The organism is Pseudomonas sp. FP453 (assembly GCF_030687495.1).
GTDB lineage: Bacteria > Pseudomonadota > Gammaproteobacteria > Pseudomonadales > Pseudomonadaceae > Aquipseudomonas.
The window spans coordinates 682,284-698,305 of record NZ_CP117435.1 but is presented as its reverse complement, the minus strand read 5'-3'; the positions used below and the strand labels follow the sequence as shown (position 1 = coordinate 698,305).

At 63.2% G+C, this 16,022-nt stretch carries 10 protein-coding genes and 1 pseudogene; 8 read left to right on the top strand and 3 right to left on the bottom strand.

Annotated elements, in window-relative coordinates; genetic code table 11:
* Window positions 1-31 precede the first annotated feature (31 nt).
* The 7 genes from urtE (at window position 32) to ureC (ending at window position 5,236) form a co-directional block, all read left to right on the top strand.
* Window positions 32-730, top strand: coding sequence for an urea ABC transporter ATP-binding subunit UrtE (gene urtE, locus PSH87_RS03020; RefSeq protein WP_017738506.1), 699 nt, complete (start codon window positions 32-34; stop codon window positions 728-730).
* A 31-nt stretch (window positions 731-761) separates the two neighbouring features.
* Complete coding sequence (locus tag PSH87_RS03015) at window positions 762-1,595, top strand: urease accessory protein UreD (RefSeq protein ID WP_017738505.1); 834 nt, start codon at window positions 762-764, stop codon at window positions 1,593-1,595.
* Window positions 1,596-1,741: 146 nt separating this feature from the next.
* The gene (locus PSH87_RS03010; RefSeq protein ID WP_010213535.1) at window positions 1,742-2,044 is read left to right on the top strand and encodes an urease subunit gamma; all 303 of its coding nucleotides are present in this window, start codon (window positions 1,742-1,744) and stop codon (window positions 2,042-2,044) included.
* A 9-nt stretch (window positions 2,045-2,053) separates the two neighbouring features.
* Window positions 2,054-2,566 carry a GNAT family N-acetyltransferase gene (locus PSH87_RS03005; protein WP_305432454.1) on the top strand — a complete coding sequence of 171 codons (513 nt, stop codon included), beginning with the start codon at window positions 2,054-2,056 and terminating at the stop codon, window positions 2,564-2,566.
* Between the two features lie 5 nt (window positions 2,567-2,571).
* On the top strand, window positions 2,572-3,105 hold the full coding sequence (locus PSH87_RS03000) for a GNAT family N-acetyltransferase (RefSeq protein WP_305432452.1): 534 nt from the start codon (window positions 2,572-2,574) through the stop codon (window positions 3,103-3,105).
* Window positions 3,102-3,407: an urease subunit beta gene (locus PSH87_RS02995; RefSeq protein WP_017737512.1), complete on the top strand. Its 306-nt coding sequence runs from the start codon at window positions 3,102-3,104 to the stop codon at window positions 3,405-3,407. The genes PSH87_RS03000 and PSH87_RS02995 overlap by 4 nt, the downstream gene beginning before the upstream one ends.
* A 128-nt stretch (window positions 3,408-3,535) precedes the next feature.
* Window positions 3,536-5,236: an urease subunit alpha gene (gene ureC / locus PSH87_RS02990; RefSeq protein ID WP_305432450.1), complete on the top strand. Its 1,701-nt coding sequence runs from the start codon at window positions 3,536-3,538 to the stop codon at window positions 5,234-5,236.
* A gap of 72 nt (window positions 5,237-5,308) precedes the next feature.
* On the opposite strand, the gene PSH87_RS02985 is transcribed toward ureC, so the two are convergent.
* Together PSH87_RS02985 and PSH87_RS02980 are read right to left on the bottom strand one after the other, a co-directional pair.
* Entirely contained in the window at window positions 5,309-12,307 is a 6,999-nt protein-coding gene (locus tag PSH87_RS02985; RefSeq protein ID WP_305432448.1) for an NEL-type E3 ubiquitin ligase domain-containing protein, read from the bottom strand.
* Between the two features lie 82 nt (window positions 12,308-12,389).
* A complete protein-coding gene (locus PSH87_RS02980) occupies window positions 12,390-13,328 on the bottom strand; it encodes a DnaJ C-terminal domain-containing protein (protein ID WP_305432446.1) in 939 nt (312 codons plus the stop codon).
* 238 nt (window positions 13,329-13,566) lie between these two features.
* Between PSH87_RS02980 and PSH87_RS02975 the strand changes: the two genes are divergently transcribed.
* Window positions 13,567-14,835 carry an Hsp70 family protein gene (locus tag PSH87_RS02975; protein ID WP_305432444.1) on the top strand — a complete coding sequence of 423 codons (1,269 nt, stop codon included), beginning with the start codon at window positions 13,567-13,569 and terminating at the stop codon, window positions 14,833-14,835.
* Window positions 14,836-14,961: 126 nt separating this feature from the next.
* Here PSH87_RS02975 and PSH87_RS02970 read toward each other — a convergent pair.
* Window positions 14,962-15,976 (bottom strand): annotated as a pseudogene (locus tag PSH87_RS02970) (AI-2E family transporter).
* Between the last annotated feature and the right edge of the window lie 46 nt (window positions 15,977-16,022).

Here is a 16,022-nt window from a genome sequence, read left to right as displayed (position 1 = left end):
TTCCCACAGGGGGATCGAGGAGGTTTTGAAGATGTTGCAAGTCGACAAATTGCACCAGTACTACGGCGGCAGCCACATCCTGCGCGGCCTGTCTTTTGACGTGAAGGTCGGCGAAGTCACCTGCCTGCTCGGCCGTAACGGCGTGGGCAAGACCACCCTGCTCAAGTGCCTGATGGGTCTGTTGCCCGCCAAGGAAGGCGCAGTGAACTGGGAAGGCAAGGCCATCACCACGTTCAAGCCGCACCAGCGCGTCTACGCCGGCATCGCCTACGTGCCCCAGGGCCGCGAGATTTTTGGCCGGCTCACGGTGGAAGAAAACCTGCTGATGGGCCTCGCACGTTTCCCCGGCTCGGAAGCCAAGGAAGTCCCGGCGTTTATCTACGAGCTGTTCCCGGTGCTGCTGCAAATGAAACACCGGCGCGGCGGTGACTTGTCCGGCGGCCAGCAGCAACAGTTGGCGATTGGCCGCGCACTGGCCAGCCGTCCACGCTTGCTGATCCTCGATGAGCCCACCGAAGGCATCCAACCCTCGGTGATCAAGGAGATCGGCGCGGTGATCAAAAAACTCGCGGCCCGTGGCGATATGGCGATCCTGCTGGTGGAGCAGTTCTACGATTTTGCCGCCGAACTGGCCGACCAGTACCTGGTGATGTCCCGGGGGGAAATCGTCGCCCAGGGCCGTGGCGAAAACATGGAAAGCGAGGGTGTGCGCGGCCTCGTTACGATCTAATCTGTAGCGTCCTAACGATAAGCACAACGACATGAACCTGCCCTCTGCCCTCTTCACCCCCAGCTGGCACGCCGAGCTGAACCTCGGCTACGCGCGTTTCGGCGACACCACGCGCCCGGTGATGCGCCGCCACCTCGGCCCGCTGCGGGTGCAAAAGCACCTGTACGCCGAAGGCCCCGAGGTGTGCCAGCACATCATCGTGCACCCGCCCGGCGGGATTGCCGGCGGTGATCGCCTGGACATCAGCGCCCACGTCGGCGCGGGTGCCTGGGCGCAGTTGACCAGCCCCGGCGCGGCCAAGTGGTACCGCGCCAGCGGCCCGGCGTTCCAGCAGCTTGACCTCACGGTCGAAGCGGGTGCGACGCTGGAATGGCTGCCCCAGGAAACCATCGTGTTCAGCGCGGCCCAGGCCGAACTCACCACCCGCATCGAGCTGCAAGGCGATGCGCACCTGTTCTACTGGGACGTGGTCGCCCTCGGCCGCCCCGCCAGCGGCGAGCGCTTTGACCTGGGACACTTTCAATCCCAGCTGGATATCCGCCGCGACGGCCAGTTGCTCTGGCACGAGCGCCAGCGCATTGTCGGCGCCGATGGTTTGCTCGACTCGCCGATTGGGCTGGATGGGCAACCGGTGTTTGCCACGTTGCTGCTGACGGGCGAGATTGACCCTGAATTACTGGAAACCTGCCGCGCCCTGCCCCATGCCGTTCGCGGCGACTTGAGCCAATTGCCGGGCCTGTTGGTTGCCCGCTGCCTGGCCAGTGAGGCGTTGTTGGCGCGGGCATGGTTGATTGATTTATGGAAATTGCTACGCCCGGCAGTGCTAGGCCGGGAAGCCATTGCACCGAGAATCTGGAGCACATGAAGATCAAAACTGTGGGAGCTGGCTTGCCTGCGATAGCGGTGGGTCAGCAACAAATACATTGCCTGATGTACCGCTATCGCAGGCAAGCCAGCTCCCACATTGGATCTCCAGTGTTTTTATGAATGTTGTTTGAAGGACCTTGAACCATGGACCTGACCCCACGGGAAAAAGACAAACTGCTGATCTTCACCGCAGGCTTGGTGGCCGAGCGCCGCCTCGCGCGCGGGGTGAAGCTCAACTACCCGGAAACCATCGCCTACATCTCCGCCGCGCTGATGGAAGGCGCCCGCGATGGCCGCACCGTCGCCGACCTGATGCACTTCGGCACCACCCTGCTCAGCCGCGAACAGGTGATGGAAGGCATCCCGGAAATGATCCCGGACATTCAGGTGGAAGCCACCTTCCCCGACGGCACCAAGCTCGTCACCGTCCACCAGCCGATTGCCTGAGAAGCCGCCATGATTCGTGATGCACTTGAAAGCGACCTGCCGGCGATCCGCGCTATCTACAACGATGCGGTGCTGAATACGACGGCGATCTGGAACGAACAACCGGTGGACCTGGCCAACCGCCAGAGCTGGTTCAACGCGCGCCAGGCGCAGCAGTATCCGATCCTGGTGTCGGTGGAAAATGGCGAAGTCACCGGCTACGCCTCGTTCGGCGACTGGCGGCCCTTCGAGGGTTTCCGCTACAGCGTCGAGCACTCGGTGTACGTGCGCAACGACCAGCGCGGCAAGGGCCTTGGCCCGTTGCTGATGCAAGCGCTGATCGAACGCGCGCGCAGCGGCGGCAAGCACGTGATGGTCGCCGCCATCGAAAGCGGCAACCACGCCTCGATCCGCCTGCATGAGCGCCTGGGTTTCATCACCACCGGGCAGATGCCGCAAGTGGGCATCAAGTTCGGTCGCTGGCTGGACCTGACCTTCATGCAACTGGCCTTGAACCCGGGTGCCGAGCCGCCCAAGGAGTGAGAGCGATGAGCGCTACACAACTGCGTCGAGTCAATGCCGAAAGTTTCGCCCACTACCGCCTGGGCTTGATCGAACTGTTGCTGGACGCGGTCAGGCACGGCGCGTCCGTTGGTTTCATGGACGACTTCGACGAGGCCCAGGCCCGCGCCTATTTGAGCGGCGTGCAGGCCAGCATCGAAGACGCCAGCCTGCTGCTGTGGGTGGTGGTGCGCGATGAACAGGTGATCGCCAGCGTGCAATTGGCGCTGTGCCAGAAAGCCAACGGCCGCAACCGCGCCGAGGTGCAAAAGCTGTTGGTGCACAGCAGCGCCCGCCGCCACGGCCTCGGCCAACAGCTGATGAACACCCTGGAACTCGCCGCCCGCCAACACAAGCGCGGCCTGTTGTACCTGGACACCGAAGCCGGCTCCCCGGCCGAAGCCTTCTACCAGTCGCTGCGCTACACCAGGATCGGTGAGTTGCCCGACTACTGCCAAAGCCCGGACGGGCGCTACAGCCCGACCGCCATCTACTTCAAGACCCTGGGGCAACCTGCATGATTCCTGGCGAATATCAGATCCAGCCTGGCGATATCGAACTCAACGTCGGCCGCCGCACGATCAGCCTGAGCGTGGCAAACAGCGGCGACCGGCCGATCCAGGTGGGTTCGCACTACCATTTTTTCGAGACCAATGACGCGCTGACGTTTGACCGTGCGGCGAGTCGCGGCATGCGCTTGAACATTCCGGCGGGGACGGCGGTGCGGTTCGAGCCGGGGCAGAGTCGGGAGGTGGAGTTGGTGGACTTGAGCGGGGGGCGGCGGGTGTTTGGGTTTGCCGGGCGGGTCATGGGCGATCTTTAGGGCCTTATCGCAGGCAAGCCAGCTCCCACAGGTGATCGCATTCCAACGTGACAACTCGGTCCACTGTGGGAGCTGGCTTGCCTGCGATAGCTATCTCACATTCAACACAAATATTTCAGGGCACACACATGAAAATCAGCCGCCAAGCCTACGCCGACATGTACGGCCCCACCGTCGGTGACAAGGTCCGCCTGGCCGACACCGAGCTGTTTGTCGAAGTCGAACAGGACTTCACCGTCTACGGCGAAGAAGTGAAATTCGGCGGCGGCAAAGTCATCCGCGACGGCCAGGGCCAAAGCCAACTGCTCGCCCACGAAGTAGTCGACACCCTGATCACCAACGCGCTGATCATCGACCATTGGGGCATCGTCAAAGCCGATGTCGGCCTGAAGAACGGGCGCATCCACGCCATCGGCAAAGCCGGCAACCCGGACATCCAGCCCGGCGTGACCATGGCCATCGGCGCCAGCACCGAGGTGATTGCCGGCGAAGGCATGATCCTCACCGCCGGCGGCATCGACAGCCACGTGCATTTCATCTGCCCGCAGCAGATCGAAGAAGCGCTGACCAGCGGCGTCACCACCATGATCGGCGGCGGCACCGGGCCGGCCACCGGCACCAATGCGACTACTTGCACCTCCGGCCCGTGGCACCTGGCGCGCATGCTCCAGGCCAGTGATTCGTTCCCGATGAACATCGGCTTTACCGGCAAGGGCAACGCCAGTTTGCCGGAGCCGTTGATCGAACAGGTCAAGGCCGGCGCCATCGGCTTGAAGCTGCATGAAGACTGGGGCACCACCCCGGCGAGCATCGACAATTGCCTGAGCGTCGCCGACGAATACGACGTGCAGGTGGCGATCCACAGCGACACCCTCAACGAGTCGGGCTTTGTCGAAACCACCCTCGCCGCGCTCAAGGGCCGCACCATCCACACCTACCACACCGAAGGTGCCGGTGGCGGCCACGCGCCGGACATCATCAAGGCCTGCGGTTTCCCGAACGTGCTGCCCAGTTCGACCAACCCGACGCGGCCATTCACGCGCAACACCATCGACGAACACCTCGACATGCTGATGGTCTGCCATCACCTCGACCCGAGCATTGCCGAAGACGTGGCCTTCGCCGAAAGCCGCATCCGCCGCGAGACCATCGCCGCCGAGGACATCCTGCACGACCTCGGCGCGTTCTCCATGATCAGCTCCGACAGCCAGGCCATGGGCCGCGTCGGCGAAGTCATCACGCGCACCTGGCAGACCGCCGACAAGATGAAAAAACAGCGCGGCCCGTTGCCAGGCGATGGCCCGGGCAACGACAACTTCCGCGCCAAGCGCTACATCGCCAAGTACACCATCAACCCGGCGATCACCCACGGCGTGAGCCACATTGTCGGTTCCATCGAAGTGGGCAAGTGGGCCGACCTGGTGCTGTGGCGCCCGGCGTTCTTTGGTATCAAGCCAACCCTGATCCTCAAGGGCGGCGCGATTGCCTCGAGCCTGATGGGCGACGCCAACGCCTCGATCCCCACGCCGCAACCGGTGCACTACCGCCCGATGTTCGCCAGTTTCGGCAGTTCATTGCACGCCACCAGCCTGACCTTCATCAGCCAGGCCGCCCAGGACGCCGGCTTGCCCGAAGCCCTGGGTTTGAAAAAGCAGATCGCCGTGGTCAAGGGTTGCCGCAACGTGCAGAAAACCGACCTGATCCACAACGATTACCTGCCTGAAATCGAGGTGGACCCGCAGACCTATCAGGTCAAGGCTGACGGGGTGTTGTTGTGGTGTGAGCCGGCAGAGGTGTTGCCGATGGCCCAGCGCTATTTCCTGTTTTAGGCCAGTGCGGGCCAGGTCATCGGCGCCGGGCAGTTGATCGGCGCATGCGTTTCGGGCAACTGCGCCAGGGGGTTAGCCTCCCAGCAGCTCGGCGGAAGTGCCCGGTTGGTTGGGGTCGCGGACCGCTGCGGTCAATGCCGCCTCTGCTTGTTGCGAGAGGGCGACCCTGGTGTTGGTGTCATCCGCCTGAATCTGTGCGGCCAACTCCTGCGCCGCTGCGGCGTAGTCCTCGGCGTGATGGTCTGGATGCTCCAGCCCAAACGTGATGCGGCGCTCTTCATTGCGCTCTGCCAAGGCCGCGAAGGCCTCGGGATAGCGCTCTTGCAGGTAGCCCACCCAGAAGTCACGCAGGATCAGGTTTTGGTGAAAGGCGGGCAGCTTTTCCTTGTCTTTGATCTCTTTGGCAGCCTTCTTCATGGGCTCGCCGGTGATCGGCCGGTCATAAATCATGCTTTTGGGCACGCCCGGCAACTTCAATTCGCCCTCAAGCCCAATCAGGTATTTAAGGCGCACTTCCGCCGGGTCTCCGGGCTTGCCACCGGCCAAAAGCTCGACCTGTTCCAGGCGGAACAGGCTACGGGACAAGTCCAGCAACGCCTTGCCTTTGAGCGTGAGGTCGGTTGGGTTCACACCGTTCAAGGCATTGAACACATAGACGCGGGTTTCCATCTGGCTGAAACCGAGCGCCCGCCCATCGGCGCAGGTGTTTTGGGTCCTGGCGATCTCGAACAGCTCTTCGCGCAGCTCGGCATTGCTCGCCGCCGCTTCCATCACGCCCCACATGCGGTGCGTCAACGAGGCGCGGAAGGATTGGTAGTCCCGGGTCTGGCGCGCCAACGACAACAGATTGAAAAACGCCGCGTTGTCGGGCTCTTCCGCCAGGCTGTTCCACAGTTGCGTGTTGTGCGCGCGCTCGCCGTTTGGCAAGTGTTCGATCCACGGTTGCAGATCCCCTGCCGTGACCTGCGGCGCACCCAGCGCCTCGTCGGGCACAAACGGTTGCGGGGCGGCGCCCCAGTCATTGCTGTCACTTTCGTTGCCGCTGTCACTGTTTTGCGGGTGCTCCAGATCATTGACCAACTGCTGGATATCCGCAGCACTCAACCCCAGCGCATGATCCCTGCCGGTGCGCTCGGCATAGGCCTGCAGGCGCTGGAGATCTGCCAGGGGCAAGCCGAAGTTGTCGGTCAGGTTGACGCCCGCCATCAAGCGGTCGTGCGCACCTTCCAGTGCGCCTGGGGGAATCGACTCCAGCTGATTGCTGCCCAGTTCCAGCGCGCGCAACGCACCGGCCTGCAAAGCGCCCTGCGGCCACTCGGTCAACTCGTTGTTGCTCAGGTTCAGGGTGTGCAACTGGCTGAATTGGTCAACGCGGAAGTTGTCCAGGTCGCAGTAGCTCAAGTCCAGCCACTGCAATCGCTCAAGGTGCACCAATGTGGCGTACAGCAGTTCCGGATCGTTGACCCCCACGGCCGACAACTCCAGGCGGCGCAGTTCGGCCATGGCGACCACGGCATCCGGAAAAGTGTGCAGCGGGTTGCTGCTCAACACCAGGGTATTGAGCCGGGGAAACGCCCTGAGGAAAGCATTGGAACCCTGCCCCGAGAGTTGCACGCCGTTCAGGTTCAAGCTGTCGATATGGTCCAGCGTGAGCGCCAGGTCCGGCAAGTCGCCGAGGATCATGCCGTGGAAACTCAGCGCTCGGTTTGCCAGCACACCCGACACGCCGTCGAGCCAGCGGGCCAGGATATCCTCAGCGGCCAACTGACGGGTGTTGGAGGTCACCAGCATGTCGTGGCCCAGGTTGAAGCGGCGGGTGAATATCCAGTCATTCAAGCGCCGTGTCAGCGCCCCATGGGCCTGTTCCCAGGTCCCGATGCGTTCCCGCACTTGCAGGTCACTCAGCCCTTCGCCGCGCAGGCGTTCAAGCCATTGCCCAGCCCTTTCAGCGCCCAGTGCCGGGCGCAGGCGTTGCAGCTGCTGCTCCAGCGAGAGCGTGTCGTGGCCGGTATCTGTCGCCATTATCGGCAACAACTGCTGAGTCAGGCTGCTGGCACTTTCCTCGGGCGGAAATACATCATCGACGGGGCGCTGTTCGAACAGGCTCAACGTGCCGTCGGAAAGCCCCCACCGTTGCTCGATGCGCTGGCGCGCTGTCGCCAGCCGCGATTGCGCCTCGGCGGTCAAGGGTGCGCCAGACAGGTTGCTGTTGAGCAAGATGCGGTCGTGGGCCAGGACGCTGTCCGGCAGATCGGCAAGCTGCGTACTGCGCAAGTCCAGCCACTCAAGCGCAGGCAATAGCTGCGCCCCCGTCGGCCACGCAGCCAATGCGCTGCCGTGCAGGTTCAAGGCCTGGAGTTGACGCAAACCGCTGACGTCCAGGGTGGCCAAAGGGTTGTTGCTCAGGTCCAGATGCCTGAGGAACGGCCAGTCCCCCGGCGCCATTGTCAACTCGGTCAAGCCACAGCCGCTTGCATCCAGCGAATGCAGGGCGGTAAAGCCACGCATGAAGGCGCTCAATGCGGCGCTGGGTACTTGGGCGTTCGACACGCGCAAGTCGGTCACATGGGTAAAGCTATCGGCGGCGAGTCGAGGCAGTTCGCTGACCACCATGCCGGGCAAGCTCAGTGCCGGCGCCTGGCTGACGTCGTAGCGGACATGCAAGCCCTGGTACCACTGGCTGCGCAAGGCGTAGTCAATCGTCGCACGGTGGCTGCGCTCGACCGGGTCCGCACTCTGAAGCACCCAGCCTTCAAGGCCTTCGGTCAGGCCGGCGTACTCGGTACTCAGCGCTTCTATCGCGACGAACCGCTCCTGAGTGGTGGGCCAACGTGCAAAAAACTCGGACCGCAGTGCCGCATCATTGGCCGGGTTGCTGAGGGCGGGCCGACCAAGGTGCCCATAGAATTGGCCGACGCAATAATCCCTGACCATTTCATCCTGGTCCATCAGGTGCTCCGGGTGGCTTTCGATATAGGCATAGGCCGCCTTGAACCGCTCGCGCATGAACCGCGACCACTTCAAGGACAGGCCCGGCCACAGCCGCTCATGCCCCGGCTCAAACAGTTGGGGGGGAAGTTCATCGATGTCCGAGCCCTTGAAGTCCAGGGTGCGCAGCTCTGGAAGATCGAACACCCCCAACGGAAATACGTGTTGCACGCTGCCTGACAGTTTCAGGGTATGCAGCTGGCTCATTCGGCTGACATCCAGCGGCCGCAACAAGCGATGGGTTGAGTTCAGGGTCAACTGTTGCAGGCGGGTCAGCCCTTCCAGCCGGGTTTGCTCTTGCGCGCCCAGGCTTTCCACGCCCTCGATGTGCAGGCGGGTCAGCGCGAGCAAGCGCTCCATGGCGCCCAGCACATTGCCCATCGCCGTGTTGGTCCCCACCAGGCTCAATGCCTGCAGGCGGGGAAAATGATCAAGCAGCTGTTCGCTGTTCTCGAGCAGCCGACGCCCGCGCATCGTCAACGTCCGCACATGGGAAAAATCTGCGCTTAGCGGTGGCAGCGCCTCGTCGCCGTTAAGGACCAGATCGGCATGCCCGGGCAACTCCGGCAAGGGGCCGCGTTGCCAACAGCGCTTGAGCGCACTGGCCATGCGCAAGCGCGGGTCCATCGCCGGATGGCTGCGCAAAAACAGATCATCCGAAACCGTGGCCGCCCAGGTGTCCAGCGTGGTGTTCAGTAGATTCCACTCGTTACGGCGATTCTCCAGCAGGGTAAAAATCTGCGTGTGGCTGCTGCCTTCGCGGACCCTGCCCAGCACAAACGCCTCGGCCTGCTCTGCGGTCATGTCCGGGTAGAGCGCCTGGGCCCGCAGGGCCAGCGAAGACACTGCGCCCTCCCCACGGCCACTGGCTGGATACCCCAGCTTGTTCGGCGCAATACGCTGCGGCGGCTTGAACCAGGATTGCCTGGCGACGGCGCCCTCGACGATCTGCGCCGACGCCACCGGATGCGCCACCGCGTGGTCAATGATCGCGCGGCGCAGGTCCTGGCTCTGCCCGACATGGGGCATGCCCAGGGCCTGGCGCGCATCATCAGGCAAGGCATGCATCAGGGATGCGTAAAAGTTATCGCCATGGCGCGGCAGGCTGTTGAGGGCCTCGCCACGCTCGTCGAACGCCTGATAGATCGGGCCTCGCTTGACCAGGAACTTGCGCTGGGGCGCGTCCAGGCGGCCGATGCCGTCCAGCAAGGCGCCTTTGACATTGCCGTCGCGCACTTCCAGGCGTACCTGGTCCGACCAGCCTGGCAGTGTGCTCAAGGTATGCAGTGCCAGGCGCTTGCTGCTGGCGGCGGTCAGGTTTTCCATGTGCAGGCCGGCATAGGCATGCCCCAGGCGGCCCTGGCGCTGATGCCAGCGAATCTGTTCCTGCATGGCCAACGGCACACGTCCGGTGCTGTGCAGGTGGTGCAGTTGCGCCACGTCGCTTTCGGCCAGCACGCTGTGCGCGGCAGGTTCGCTCAGGCCGGGGTACAGGCGTTGCAGCTTGGCGACGCTGGGGTCGGGCGCATCGGTGCCCCTGTACAGGCTGTCGAACAGCGCCGGCTGCCGGGTACGCGCGTAGTCGGCGAGTTGCTGGCGAAACTCCATGGGCCGGTTGTCACGCACCCGCGCCGCTTCGCCGCCAAGCAGGCCGACGACCTCGGTTTCATCCAGCGCGGCGAGGATCTGCGCCGGCAGTTTGCTGCTCACCACATCGGCGCGGCTGATGCGAATCGCGGGTTTCAACCTGGCCCCATGGAACAGCCGCTCCACGCCATACCGTTGCGAGTTGCCGGTCAGACCCGGCCCATCGAACACTTCCAGCACCCGGCCCACCGGCCAGCGCGGCATTGCCGTGACCAGCGGCAGGGTGAACAGGTAGCGACCGTCCACGGCCTGGCCGCTGCTGACCTGCTCGATCACCTGCGCCACATCCTGGTCGACCCTGAACAAGCGCAGGGCATCGGCCAACTCGGGCGGCGGGGGCGCGTTATCCACATGCATTTTGCGCAGGGCGTCATCACGGGTGCCGCTGATGTCGGCGATGTTCAGCAGTTGCTCATCGGTGAAGCCATCCGCCATCGAGCCCAGGCGGCGCAGCAGCGTGATGCGGTCCCACTCCAGTGGTCGCTCCAACGCCAGCCGCCAGGCGCCCGCGCCATTGTGACTGAGCAGTGGTTGATAGGCCTGGGGGTCAGTGGGGTGCTGCAGGCGCCAGCGGTTGAGGGTGCTGTCGAAGGTTTTCTCGTAGAGCCTGCCCGACTGGCGTATGTAGCTTTTACCGTTGAGCGCGTACTCACCCAAGGCGTTGGGCGCCCTGCCGGGCGGCAAGTCGACTGGGCTTTCATAGCCGGTGAAGTCCGGTTTCCACAAACTCGCCTTGCCATCGGCCAGGGCCACCGGATCGAGCTTTTCAATCAACGGCTCGGGCTTGACCGCGATCACCTTGGCTAGCACTTTCCCACCCACCGCCATCACCGCGATAAAGGCCAGGTTTTCAGCCACATCCACCAGGTGCGCCTTGGCCGCGCGACGGTCGCCTTCACTCCACTCCAGGGTGCCGGCGAAGGTTTCGTAGAGCATTTGCCCGGCCATCACCGCCATCATCACTTCGCCCAACACCGGCACGAACATCGAGACCGTATTCAGCGCCAACAGGCCGATATTGAGCAGCTTGGCGAGTTTTTGCGAACGCACGCGGGCATCGACATCGGCAGTGGGCACGGCATGGCTGCGGGCATCGGCGAGGGTCTTGGCGCGATATTGCTCAAACAGGTAGCCCCACAGCTCGATGTTGTCGGCCCACACGCCATGGCCTTTGCGCGACAGGGTGATTGGGTTGAGAAACGGCTGCGGGTTGGGCCGCTTGGCCGACGGCGGTGCGGGGGGCCATTCTCGAACGGAAGTAAACGTCGCGAACGGGTTGATGCCCTTGGACAACTCGTTGAGCAGCGACACATAGGGCAGCAGTTTTTCCCCGACCGTGAGCGCCTCGACGTCTTCGGTCAGCGCGTCGAAGTACGCAGGCAGGTCGCCATAGGCCACAAACTGGCTGAAGAACCGCTGGTACGCCGTGGGGCTGCCGTCGCCCGGGTCAGGGGTATCGCGTGCGGCAAAGCGCTGCGTGAACATCGCCACCATCTCGGCCCGGTTGTAGCGTTTCAACGGATGGTACGGGTCGTGGGGGATGTAGAGGATCACGTCATCGGCATAGCGGTACTTCTCGCAAATGACGAACGCCACGCAGCCGGTCATGCGTTTTTTCATCAGGCCGAGGTCGTTGAACCACACCTGCTTATTGCCCATTTTGGGATGGAGCTCACCGTCGATCACCGAGGTGATCATCTGGTAATCCGCCGGCGTAATGTCTTTTTTCAACAACGCCGTTTCCGCGGCCGCCGCCAGGTCGGCCTTGCGCGCGGTACTGAACTTGAGCCGCAGCGCCTGTTCCGCCACGCCATCCTTGGGGTACAGGAAATCGTCGAGGTGGCGCTGGTACTGCGCGCCGATGTCCAGCGAGCGGCACAACCCAGTGAACTGCACCACCGTCAACGCGGTGCTGAGCGGCTCGGTGTCGCCGGCTGTCGTTTGCTGGAGAAAGCCCGACGACGCATGAAACGCCCCCACCTCGCACTCCCTGGCTTCGAAGTTGTGCAACGCGGCCTGCAACAGCGGCAGGCGCAGCACTTCAAAACTGCCGATGGTGGTGCCAAGCACTCCGAACTCGATGGGCTTGCGCAGGTGCAGCAATGTCTTATGCACATCCAGTTGCACGCCGAATTGCTCTTGCAACGCCTTGACCAGCAGCGGCTCGGCGAAGGCGTCGATGTCTTGCAGCGGCGCCATGGCCTTGTCGAGCACAGTCTGGGCCGTGAAGCTGGCAGTGAATTGCTGGTACAGCGCCTGGCGCTGGCTGGGTGAGGCACGCTCAAACCAATCCGGCAGCACTGCCGGTGTGCCTTTGAATTGGGCACGGCGGGACGGCGTGGCATTGATCAGCCAGGCCGGGCTGGCCTGTTCAAGGTAGTTGCGGTGGATGCTTTGGGTCGCCGCCGGCGGGCTGGCGGAAGACAGATCGGCCATGATGTTGCTCCAGTAAAAAGGAGCCTCAGCACATCATGGCCGACGAAGGGAGCCGCGCTAGATAGTTAGCGCGGAGGCTATTTCAGAAGTTTTCCCGTGGGTTGAACGCGGCCTTTTTCGCCAGTTCCTGCCACAGGGCGATGGTCTCGTCATCCGCCTGCTTGGGCATTACTGCCTTGAGCTGGATGTACAGGAAACCTCGCTCCCCAGCCTTGTTCAGCAAGCCATGGCCCTTGGCGCGCATGCGCTGGCCGTTCTGGCTGCCGGCCGGCACCTTGAGGTTGATCTTGCCGGTCAGGGTCGGCACGGCCACTTCGGCGCCCAGCGCCAGTTCCCACGGTGCCAGTGGCAAGGTGATCACCAGGTTGTCGCCTTCGACTTCGAACTTCGAATGCGGCGCAAACTTGATGATCAGGTACAGGTCGCCATTGGCCCCGCCGCCAATCCCCGGTGCGCCCTGGCCTTTGAGGCGGATGCGCTCGCCGTCGGCCACGCCGGCGGGGATCTTCACGTTCAGGCTCTTGGTGGTGTTGCTGACGTGACGGCCCGAGGCGTCGTACTGCGGCACCTGGAAGCTGATCTGCTTGGACTCGGTGGACAGCGTCTCTTCCAGGGACACGGTCAGCTGCATCTCCACGTCCTGGCCCTTGCGCCCGGCCGGACGGCGCTGGCCGCCACCAAAGGCATCGCCACGGGAGCCGAAGATCGAGCTGAAGAAGTCCGAGAAGTCGCCCTGGTCCTGGCCGCCGCCAAAGCCGCCACGGCTCTGCCAGCCCGGTGGCCCCTGGAACGGCTGGCCATGCTGGCCGTATTTGCGCAGCTCGTCGTATTCGGCGCGCTTGTCCGCGCTCTTGAGCGCCTCGTAGGCTTCGGACGCGTCCTTGAACTTGGCTTCGGCGTCTTTTTCCTTGCTCACGTCCGGGTGATATTTGCGCGCGAGCTTGCGGTACGCGGCCTTGATTTCCTTGTCGTCCGCGCTCGGCTCGACACCCAGAATCTTGTAGTAGTCTTTGAAATCCATCGGCGGTTCACCATCCTTAATCGAGATCGCACAGCCCGGGGCACAACGTGCGGTGGTTTGCACCTGTTGAGTCTTGTGGCCTGGGGGTGCGTCAAAGTGTTATCGGCGCTTGCCGTATGCAGCAGATGTGGGGGCGAATCGCCAGGTTTCAAGCAAGATTTAACAGATGGTCGGCCTACGCATCCGCCCTCGACTGGCATACACTGCGCGGCCGTTTTTCAACCGGAACCTGATTGTCATGGAAAACTCATCCCCAGCCCGTGCCTGCGGCATCGACTTCGGCACGTCCAACTCCACCGTCGGCTGGATCCGCCCCGGCGAGGAGACGCTTATTGCGCTGGAGGACGACAAGATCACCCTGCCGTCGGTGGTGTTCTTCAACTTCGAGGAACGCCGCCCGGTGTACGGCCGCCTGGCGCTGCACGAGTACCTGGAAAACTACGAAGGCCGGCTGATGCGCTCGCTCAAGAGCCTGCTGGGTTCCAAGCTGATCAAGCACGACACCAGCGTACTCGGCACGGCGATGCCGTTCACCGACCTGCTGGCGCTGTTTATCGGCCAGCTCAAGACCCGCGCCGAAGCCAACGCCGGCCGTGAGTTCGAAGAAGTGGTGCTGGGCCGCCCGGTGTTTTTCGTCGATGACGACCCGATGGCCGACCAGGAAGCCGAGAACACCCTGGTGGATGTGGCGCGCAAGATCGGCTTCAAGGACATTTCGTTCCAGTACGAGCCGATTGCGGCCGCGTTCGACTACGAGTCCACCATCCAGAAAGAAGAGCTGGTACTGATCGTCGACATCGGCGGTGGTACGTCCGACTTCTCCCTGGTGCGCCTGTCGCCGGATCGCCGTCACAACGACAACCGCCAGAGCGACATCCTCGCCACCGGCGGCGTGCACATCGGCGGTACCGACTTCGACAAGCAGCTCTCGCTGAACGGCATGATGCCGCTGTTCGGCTACGGCAGCCGCATGAAGAGCGGCGCCTACATGCCCACCAGCCACCACATGAACCTGGCGACCTGGCACACGATCAACTCGGTGTACTCGCAAAAATCCCAGCTGGCATTGGGCAGCATGCGCTACGACATCGAAGACACCGGCGGCATCGACCGCCTGTTCAAGCTGATCGAACAGCGTGCCGGGCACTGGTTGGCCATGGAAGTGGAAGAAACCAAGATCCAGCTGACCCACGAAGACAGCCGCCACGTCGCGCTGGACCGCATCGAAGCGGGCCTGAGCGTGGACCTGAGCCGTGCGCTGTTCGAGTCGTCCATCGACGCCTTGCTGGAGCGCGTGCGCGGTAGCGTGACGCAGCTGCTCAACGACGCTTCGGTGAGCGTGGCGCAGGTGGACACGGTGTTCTTTACCGGCGGTTCCAGCGGGATTCCGGCATTGCGCCACAGCATCTCGGCGATGCTGCCGAATGCGCGGCATGTGGAAGGGAATATCTTTGGCAGCATCGGCAGTGGGTTGGCGATTGAGGCCAGCAAGCGGTACGGCTACTGAGTTTCACCTGAAAGACCGTGGCGCCCCTATCGCGGGCAAGCCCGGCTCCCACATTTGACTGTGTTCACAAATCTAAATGTGGGAGCGGGCTTGCCCGCGATGACGTCAGCCCAGGCAACACAAGCCTTAAACCATCCCCCCAAGCTTCAGCTCACTCTTGAGATACGCATAATAAATCGGCCCCGCCACCACTCCCGGCAGGGCCAAACGCCGCCTCAAACACCAGCATCGCCAGCAACAACTCCCACGACTTGGCACTGATCTGCCCGCCGACGATCCGCGCGTTGAGGAAGTACTCGATCTTGTGGATCACGATCAAGTAGCCCAACGCCGCCACCGCCACCCAGATCGACAGCGACAGCGCGACGATGGTGATCAGCGTGTTGGACATCAGGTTGCCGATCACCGGCAGCAGGCCCAGCAGGAAGGTCAGCACGATCAGGGTTTTGGTCAGCGGCAGGTGAATCCCGCACAACGGCAACACCACGGCGAGGAACACGGCGGTGAAGGCGGTGTTGAGCGCGGCGATCTTGATCTGGGCGAAGACGATATTGCGAAAGGCCTGGACCAGCAGGTGCAGGCGGTCGAACAGCGCGGCGGCCAGGGGTTTGCGCTTGGTCAGGTCGGGCACGCGTTGCAGGGCGATGATCGCGCCGAGCACCATGCCGATCAGCAGGGTGACGAACATGTGGGCGGCGTCTTTGCCGACCAGCTGCAGTTCGCTCAGGTGTTTGCTCATCCAGTCGCCGATGGCCACGCGGAACTCGGCGGCGCTGGCGGGCAGGTAGGCGTCGATAAACGGCGGCAACTGGCCGCGTGCGCGGTCGACCACGCCCATGAATTTGTCGAGGGAAGCCCCGGGATTTTCCGCTTCGTGGAGCAGGAAGCTGATGGCGCCGGCAAAGATCAGGGTCAGCACGCTGACGATCAAGGTGCCCAGCAGGGCCACCGCCAGCCAGCGTGCGCGCCGGCCTTCGATCAGCCGTTGCAGTTGCGGGGTGAGCATATTGACCAGCTCGAACACCAACAGACCCGCCAGCAGGCTGGGCAGTAATTTGAGCGGAAGTACCAGCAGCAGTCCGCCGAAAATGATGATGTAGCTGGCCAGCAACAACACATGACGCTGAGAAAACGTTGGCATACAGCCTCAAAACAAACGGCGTTAAAGGATGGGCAGTCTGCCAGCC

Excerpts from the sequence above, each read along its gene's own strand:
- PSH87_RS02985 (WP_305432448.1), bottom strand. The coding sequence starts at position 12,307 with ATGGCCGATCTGTCTTCCGCCAGCCCGCCGGCGGCGACCCAAAGCATC.
- PSH87_RS03005 (WP_305432454.1), top strand. The coding sequence starts at position 2,054 with ATGATTCGTGATGCACTTGAAAGCGACCTGCCGGCGATCCGCGCTATC.
- ureC (WP_305432450.1), top strand. The coding sequence starts at position 3,536 with ATGAAAATCAGCCGCCAAGCCTACGCCGACATGTACGGCCCCACCGTC.
- PSH87_RS02995 (WP_017737512.1), top strand. The coding sequence starts at position 3,102 with ATGATTCCTGGCGAATATCAGATCCAGCCTGGCGATATCGAACTCAAC.
- PSH87_RS03000 (WP_305432452.1), top strand. The coding sequence starts at position 2,572 with ATGAGCGCTACACAACTGCGTCGAGTCAATGCCGAAAGTTTCGCCCAC.
- urtE (WP_017738506.1), top strand. The coding sequence starts at position 32 with ATGTTGCAAGTCGACAAATTGCACCAGTACTACGGCGGCAGCCACATC.
- PSH87_RS03010 (WP_010213535.1), top strand. The coding sequence starts at position 1,742 with ATGGACCTGACCCCACGGGAAAAAGACAAACTGCTGATCTTCACCGCA.
- PSH87_RS02980 (WP_305432446.1), bottom strand. The coding sequence starts at position 13,328 with ATGGATTTCAAAGACTACTACAAGATTCTGGGTGTCGAGCCGAGCGCG.
- PSH87_RS02975 (WP_305432444.1), top strand. The coding sequence starts at position 13,567 with ATGGAAAACTCATCCCCAGCCCGTGCCTGCGGCATCGACTTCGGCACG.
- PSH87_RS03015 (WP_017738505.1), top strand. The coding sequence starts at position 762 with ATGAACCTGCCCTCTGCCCTCTTCACCCCCAGCTGGCACGCCGAGCTG.